8 protein-coding genes and 1 pseudogene are annotated in these 5,575 nt (G+C 60.1%); 4 read left to right on the plus strand and 5 right to left on the minus strand.

Features of this window, described 5'->3' with window-relative positions:
* Positions 1-121: 121 nt before the first annotated feature.
* A complete protein-coding gene (locus tag HLA95_RS26525) occupies positions 122-322 on the minus strand; it encodes a hypothetical protein (RefSeq protein ID WP_191060501.1) in 201 nt (66 codons plus the stop codon).
* Positions 323-614: 292 nt separating this feature from the next.
* On the opposite strand from HLA95_RS26525, the gene HLA95_RS26530 reads away from it, so the two are divergent.
* Positions 615-2,009 carry a cytochrome-c peroxidase gene (locus HLA95_RS26530; protein WP_191060502.1) on the plus strand — a complete coding sequence of 465 codons (1,395 nt, stop codon included), beginning with the start codon at positions 615-617 and terminating at the stop codon, positions 2,007-2,009.
* A 9-nt stretch (positions 2,010-2,018) separates the two neighbouring features.
* Here the strand turns inward: HLA95_RS26530 and HLA95_RS26535 are convergent, their stop codons facing one another.
* Positions 2,019-2,558, minus strand: coding sequence for an IS5 family transposase (locus tag HLA95_RS26535; RefSeq protein ID WP_191060503.1), 540 nt, complete (start codon positions 2,556-2,558; stop codon positions 2,019-2,021).
* Between the two features lie 83 nt (positions 2,559-2,641).
* Between HLA95_RS26535 and HLA95_RS26540 the strand changes: the two genes are divergently transcribed.
* Complete coding sequence (locus HLA95_RS26540) at positions 2,642-2,827, plus strand: CsbD family protein (RefSeq protein ID WP_191060504.1); 186 nt, start codon at positions 2,642-2,644, stop codon at positions 2,825-2,827.
* A 160-nt stretch (positions 2,828-2,987) separates the two neighbouring features.
* Positions 2,988-3,347, plus strand: coding sequence for a hypothetical protein (locus HLA95_RS26545; RefSeq protein WP_191060505.1), 360 nt, complete (start codon positions 2,988-2,990; stop codon positions 3,345-3,347).
* Positions 3,348-3,413: 66 nt separating this feature from the next.
* Here the strand turns inward: HLA95_RS26545 and HLA95_RS26550 are convergent, their stop codons facing one another.
* Complete coding sequence (locus HLA95_RS26550) at positions 3,414-3,827, minus strand: glycosyltransferase (protein WP_191060506.1); 414 nt, start codon at positions 3,825-3,827, stop codon at positions 3,414-3,416.
* Positions 3,828-3,946: 119 nt separating this feature from the next.
* On the opposite strand from HLA95_RS26550, the gene HLA95_RS26555 reads away from it, so the two are divergent.
* Positions 3,947-4,258 carry a hypothetical protein gene (locus tag HLA95_RS26555; protein WP_191060507.1) on the plus strand — a complete coding sequence of 104 codons (312 nt, stop codon included), beginning with the start codon at positions 3,947-3,949 and terminating at the stop codon, positions 4,256-4,258.
* Between the two features lie 617 nt (positions 4,259-4,875).
* Here HLA95_RS26555 and HLA95_RS26560 read toward each other — a convergent pair.
* Positions 4,876-5,157, minus strand: a complete 282-nt coding sequence (locus HLA95_RS26560) for a hypothetical protein (protein WP_191060508.1) — start codon at positions 5,155-5,157, stop codon at positions 4,876-4,878.
* Between the two features lie 299 nt (positions 5,158-5,456).
* Positions 5,457-5,575, minus strand: a pseudogene (locus HLA95_RS26565) (IS5/IS1182 family transposase); the annotation flags it as partial.

Raw genomic sequence — 5,575 nt, forward strand, 5'->3', positions numbered from 1 at the left:
CTACGCTGCCAGCAACCGCGTCAAGCGAAGGGGGGCTGAGCCTGCTGCCGTCATAGGGGATGGAAGCCACCAACCCTCTGATTATGATCTGGTAGCCGATTTATGTCAGATCCGGGCGTAGCTATGGAGTGGGATGTGGCCCCGGTTCAGCCTGACTGCGCAATCCCAGCCAGCCTGGCCGGATCAGTGCGGTGCGGCGCCACATCAGCAGTGCCAGCGTGTCCTTGAGATGGCCCAGCAGCGTGCAGCTTTCCGCATGCAGATGGGAACCGACTTCAGGGGCTAATGGACACTGACGCAAGAAGAAGATCAGGCTGAACAAGCCAATTCCGCGCCAGGATTCTTGGGACACGCCACACACTTATGGTAGTATGTCACAAAAGGATTATGAATACACAAGATATATACAAACTGTAATCTATAATATCCGGTAAGTCAAATTTACTTTACTCCTGTAGCATTTGCGATTGATCAGAAACTAAGAAATAATAGTTACATTACCTCGAATAACGCAGACAGTTAAGCAGCGTTATTTCCATCATAAATTGATCCTTTATGCAGCGTACACTTGAGTTCGTTTGGATAGTAAATGTAGCAATCAGGAGATCCGATAAATGGCGAGGAACCTACATCCAAAATCATTGATCCTCGCGTCGGTTGCAGCCACGCCGCTGATGATCTGGTCTGCAGGCGCCGGCGCGCTGGACTCCATCGAAGCACTAGGCAAGAATATTTTCTTTGACGAGAAGCTTTCCATACCTGCCAACAAGCAGGGCTGCGCGTCCTGCCATGATCCGACTAGGGGCTGGATCCTGCCCGATTCCCGCATCAACGCCACCACGGTGGTGGCACCGGGCGCCAAGCCGCACGCGCTGGGCAGCATCAAGCCGCCCCCGAACGCCTATGCGAGCTTCAGCCCACCGTTCCGCCCAGGCAATTTCGGGCCATTCGTACCGCCCTGGGAAGGCGGCAACTTCTGGGACGGCCGGGCGGAAGGCTGCGGCGCCAGGCTTGGCGCCTCCTGCCCGACGACGCCTGAAGGTGCCGTCAGCGAGACAATCCGGCTGTCGGACCTGCCCTCCGGCGTGCAGGCCGCCTATGGCAAATATCTCGGTCCGACCGCCGACCAGGCCCTGAACCCCTTCCCGAACGACGTCGAGCAGAACATCCGGGAAAAGAATGTCTGTCAGCAGGTCAAGACGGCCAAGTACAAGGACTTGTACCGGCAGGCCTATGGCGGGAACATCGACTGCAGCCCGAACCCAAAGAACAACCCCGCCTACCGGACCAGTTTCAAGCTGCTCGCCGTGGCGCTTGCGGCTTGGCAAGCGTCCAGCGACGTAAACTCGTTCAGTTCCAAGCGCGATAAGGCGCTCGCAGCCGATCCTGAGCGCAAGTTCCCCCTGGTCGGCTTCTCCGTCCAGGAGAACCTGGGCCACGACCTGTTCTACGGCATCACCTCCACCTTGAATCCTACGGGGAAGCGCGCGAACTGCAATGTGTGCCACAATGGGGTGCCGCAGGGGCAGCCGGCTGATCCTACTGGCGAGGCGGCCAAGCAGCTCTACACCGACAACCGCTTCCACAATATCGGCGTGCCATTCAACCGGGAGATCCCCGGGGTCGCGAAAGGGATCAAGGTCGGCCTCAGGGCCCACGTGGAGAGTGTTCCGCCGGGCAGCTTCCGCACGTCGACGCTGCGCAACGTCACCAAGGGCCTGAACGGCGGCTTCGTAAAGGCCTACACCCACAATGGCTGGTTCAAGAGCCTGGCGAGCCTCGTCCACTTCTACAACACGCGTGACGTCCTGCCGCGCTGCAAGGAAGACCTGGGCATCACCGATGCGACGGAAAAGGAAGCGCTGCAGAAGAACTGCTGGCCCGCACCCGAATTCGATAATCCTGCCGTGGGCGTGGTCGGCGACCTCGGGCTGACGGATGCGCAGGAAGCGGCGATTGTGGCTTACATCAAAACACTCGCCGACGAGCATACGCCTTCCAAACCCTAGGTCGTATTCTCAGGCCTGTAGCCACCGCATGATGGCGTCGATGGGGAGCATGGCGAGGTAGTTGGCGACCCTCCTCTCATACCGTGAGTCGTTGCGCCGACGCTGCTTGAGGCAGCCGACCAGGCGCTCGACCTGGTTGCGCTGAGCACAGGCTTGCCAGTCGATCAGGGCGCAAGGGCGCTGGCCCTTGGGCTGTGGGATAACGGAGCCGATGCCGCGTCGGCGCAGGTCGTGGCGCACCGGTCGGTTGCTGTAGCTGCGGTCGGCTGCCAGCCGGAGCGGGCGCTGGCGCGGCCAGCCTGGTCCGGACCGGTGGACTCGCCAGCCATCCAGCAGATGCGGCAGGGCTTGGTAGTCGGCGGCCTCGCCGCCGGTCAGGTAGAAGACGAGCGGTCGGCCGTTGCCGTCACAGCGGACATGGATCTTGGTGGAGAACCCGCCCCGGCTCCGGCCGAGCGCCCGTACTGAGAGAGGTGCAAACAGGCCCCAATTTAACCTTCTGGTGACGCTGCTTGAAAGAGACGCGGCCGTGGGAGCCAGGAACCCCACCTATCACTTGGACTTTGTGTTGAAGTCCGCCGTTACGGGCGGGCCGAGGATGCAAGAAGTCTCACCGACAAAGGAGGAAGATCATGGACAAGGATCGGGTCGAGGGTGCGGCGAAGAAGGTGAAGGGTTCCGTCAAGGAAGCCGTCGGCAAGGTGACCGGCGATGCCAAGACGGAAGCTGAGGGCAATGCCGAAAAGAACGAGGGCAGGATCCAGAACGCCGTGGGTGGCATGAAAGACAGCGTGCGCGAGGCGGTCGGCAAGAAATGACCTGGAGCGCTGCACTGCTGCCCTCACCGGCGGTGCAGCGGCTTTACTCCTTAGGGATCATCGTGCTCTTCGATAGCAATGGCAGTCTTGGACATGGTGTTGCGCTCCGTCATGGCTGAGCGCCGTTTGAGGATGATAGAAATATTTTGGAACGTTGAAGATGTCAGACATTCCACCAGAACTTGAAGCTGCTGTACTTCAAACCCTTCTTGCTGAGGGATACACGTACACCATCGTCCCGACCTATGGGGGCATCGAGGTCCGGATCTGCCGCCAACAGCCGGAACCTGATCATCCTGAGAAGACGTCGCGCATCGCAGCATTCATCTTCTTTGATGAGCAGCTTGAGGATTACGTCGCGGGTCTCGGCTCCGGGGTACAGCTCGTGCAGCAGCGGCTGCGGGATTTCATGCAGACCCGGCTCGCCACGTTTCATTGGCCGAGTGAGCATTCGCCTGATGAGCGTCCCGACGAGGAACATATCGACATTCCTGCTGGCGTGCTCGACGTCCGGTCGTAGGCAAAGCCTCAGCCTAGATCCTGGCTTCCCTCCACGGGCAATGGACAAGCATGTGAATGGGCGGGGTCAGGCTGCTGCTCGCCGCGCTGCTTTCTGACGCTCGGCCACCTCCAGCACCAGCTTGGCTGCCGCCATGGCACCACCACCGCTGGTGACAAGGTCATGCGCAAGGCTCGTCATGGCAGAACGTGCGGGACTATCTGACAGCGCTTCCCGGAATAGTGTAGCCACCGCCTCAGCCGTGACCGCTTCGATCTCCAGCATTTCGCCAGCTCCTTCCCGTGCAAGGCTCTGGGCCAGCAGGGTGGCCTCCTGGATCGTGCCTGGAATGAGCAGCGAAGGTGTCCGCAGTGCCGCTGCCTCATGCATGGTGCTGGTGCCTTCGGCGATGACGATGCTGGCGGCGCGCGTGTAGCGCAACGCCTCTTGCGGCGTGGTGACACCCTCGACATGCACCCAATCCGGCAGCGCACTCGGCACCCCCCCTCGATCCCCTTCAGCTCGTCACGGTCCTTGACGGCAATCAGCTGTAACTCGAGATCAGGATGGGTCGTTGTGCGCAGCTGTGCGACGGCAGCAAAGACCGACGCGAGAACTAGGTGTCCGAACGTGCGGCCAAAGGGGAAGCCGCGGGGCGCGTACAGGATGAAGTCTCGATCAGCCGGCCGGCCAAGCTGAACTCGACAGGATGCGCGATCCGGGACGTCGGACGTATGGAGAAATGGTCCGGTCTGGACGATCTTCTGCGTGAATGGCGCAAGCTCGGCTGGCATGCCCATGAGCGGCGCATAGGGCCAGATGAGCGCCTCCATCTGCGCCATGTACGGCCAGTCCATGAAGAGCTCGTCGCCGACAGGATGCATGAGGATAGAGACCCACGCGGCCTGCGGCACCACCTGGCGCAGGGGTAGAAGGTAGCGTGCCACGTCGTCGACGATTACGTCGGCGTCGCCAAAACAGGCCCGGACGATCCCATCCCGGCTTTCGCGCGTGCGCGGTGCCAGGAGGCGAGGCCGAAAGCCCATGCCCATGGTAGCGTCGATGTTGAACGGCCGAAGCCGGTCAACATCGAGCACCAGCTCCACCCGGACCGTCGGATCCAGCTGCCACAGGGCTTGTGCCAGGGACGCACAGCGAGAGATGTGACCAATACCGCCGGAGCAGGAAGGCGCCATAACAACGGTGGTCGAATGTACTCGGGATAAGTTCAAGGCTGAGCGCTCCAGATGAGGCAGCATATCCAGAGACAGTCGGATCGTGCTCAGACTGTTACAGCAGCGGGCAGTGGGCTCGGCAAGCGGCTGCAGGAGCGTTGAACGCATAGAAACGAGATCGTTATGTTGGGAAGCGAGCGATGCTGCAGCCCTGATGGCGGCATCGCCAACCTACCCAGCTAGGCACGCAATGCCACCATGGCTGGCTAAGCAATAGCCTTTGCCGGCCTGCCCCTCTGCGTTGGCTGCTTCATCAGCAGCGACAAGGGCATCCAAGAAGTGAATACGAGATGAATAGGCTAGCGATTCACTTCTCAGTCGATCTCCCAGGCGTTGATGCCAAGATCAGGCCGCCTGCGGAACACGGGGAAGTCCAGCAAGAGGCGGCCTTCTCCGCGCACCACTCCTTTAGAGCGCATTCGAATGGCAGTCTTCAGCATCGCGCATGCATCAGGAGCCGCGGTGCTGGTTGGCGGTGTCCAGATGCCATGGCGTACCTCCCGCCATCCCATATTTCGGAGCAGGATGACCAGATCGTCGCAAGACATTGGATAGCAATAAATATTTTCTGCTTCAAATAGAACATCAACCATCATCCATCAACTCCGGATACAATACTTATCACATTGATAAACTGAAAGTTATGATTGAATTCCACGCCAGACACGAGCTGCCATGCTTGATAATGCTCAGAAACAGCGAAGGGTTCCTTGCCTTCATGCTCTTGCAGACAGCTGGAGAAGCGCAGACGCCGCCCTGCCGTCCCCAGGCCATTTGGAGGCAAACGGCGCAAGGACGAGTGAGGTCGGCTCTTTCTGAGGTTCTCGACTTGATGAACCTCCGCTCGTCCAGGCTGTTACAGCGCCATAGGCTGAGAGCCCGTTTGAGAATGCACTCAGTGGCTGATGCGGCGTAGCAGCAGGCTGCCCATGGCGACCTGCACGAAGGCTTCGGACACATCGAGCCTGGCCTCGTAGTCCCGCACCAGGCGGCGCCAGCGAACCATCCAGCCGA

It is taken from the genome of Geminicoccus harenae (assembly GCF_019800005.1).
Taxonomy (GTDB): domain Bacteria; phylum Pseudomonadota; class Alphaproteobacteria; order Geminicoccales; family Geminicoccaceae; genus Geminicoccus; species Geminicoccus harenae.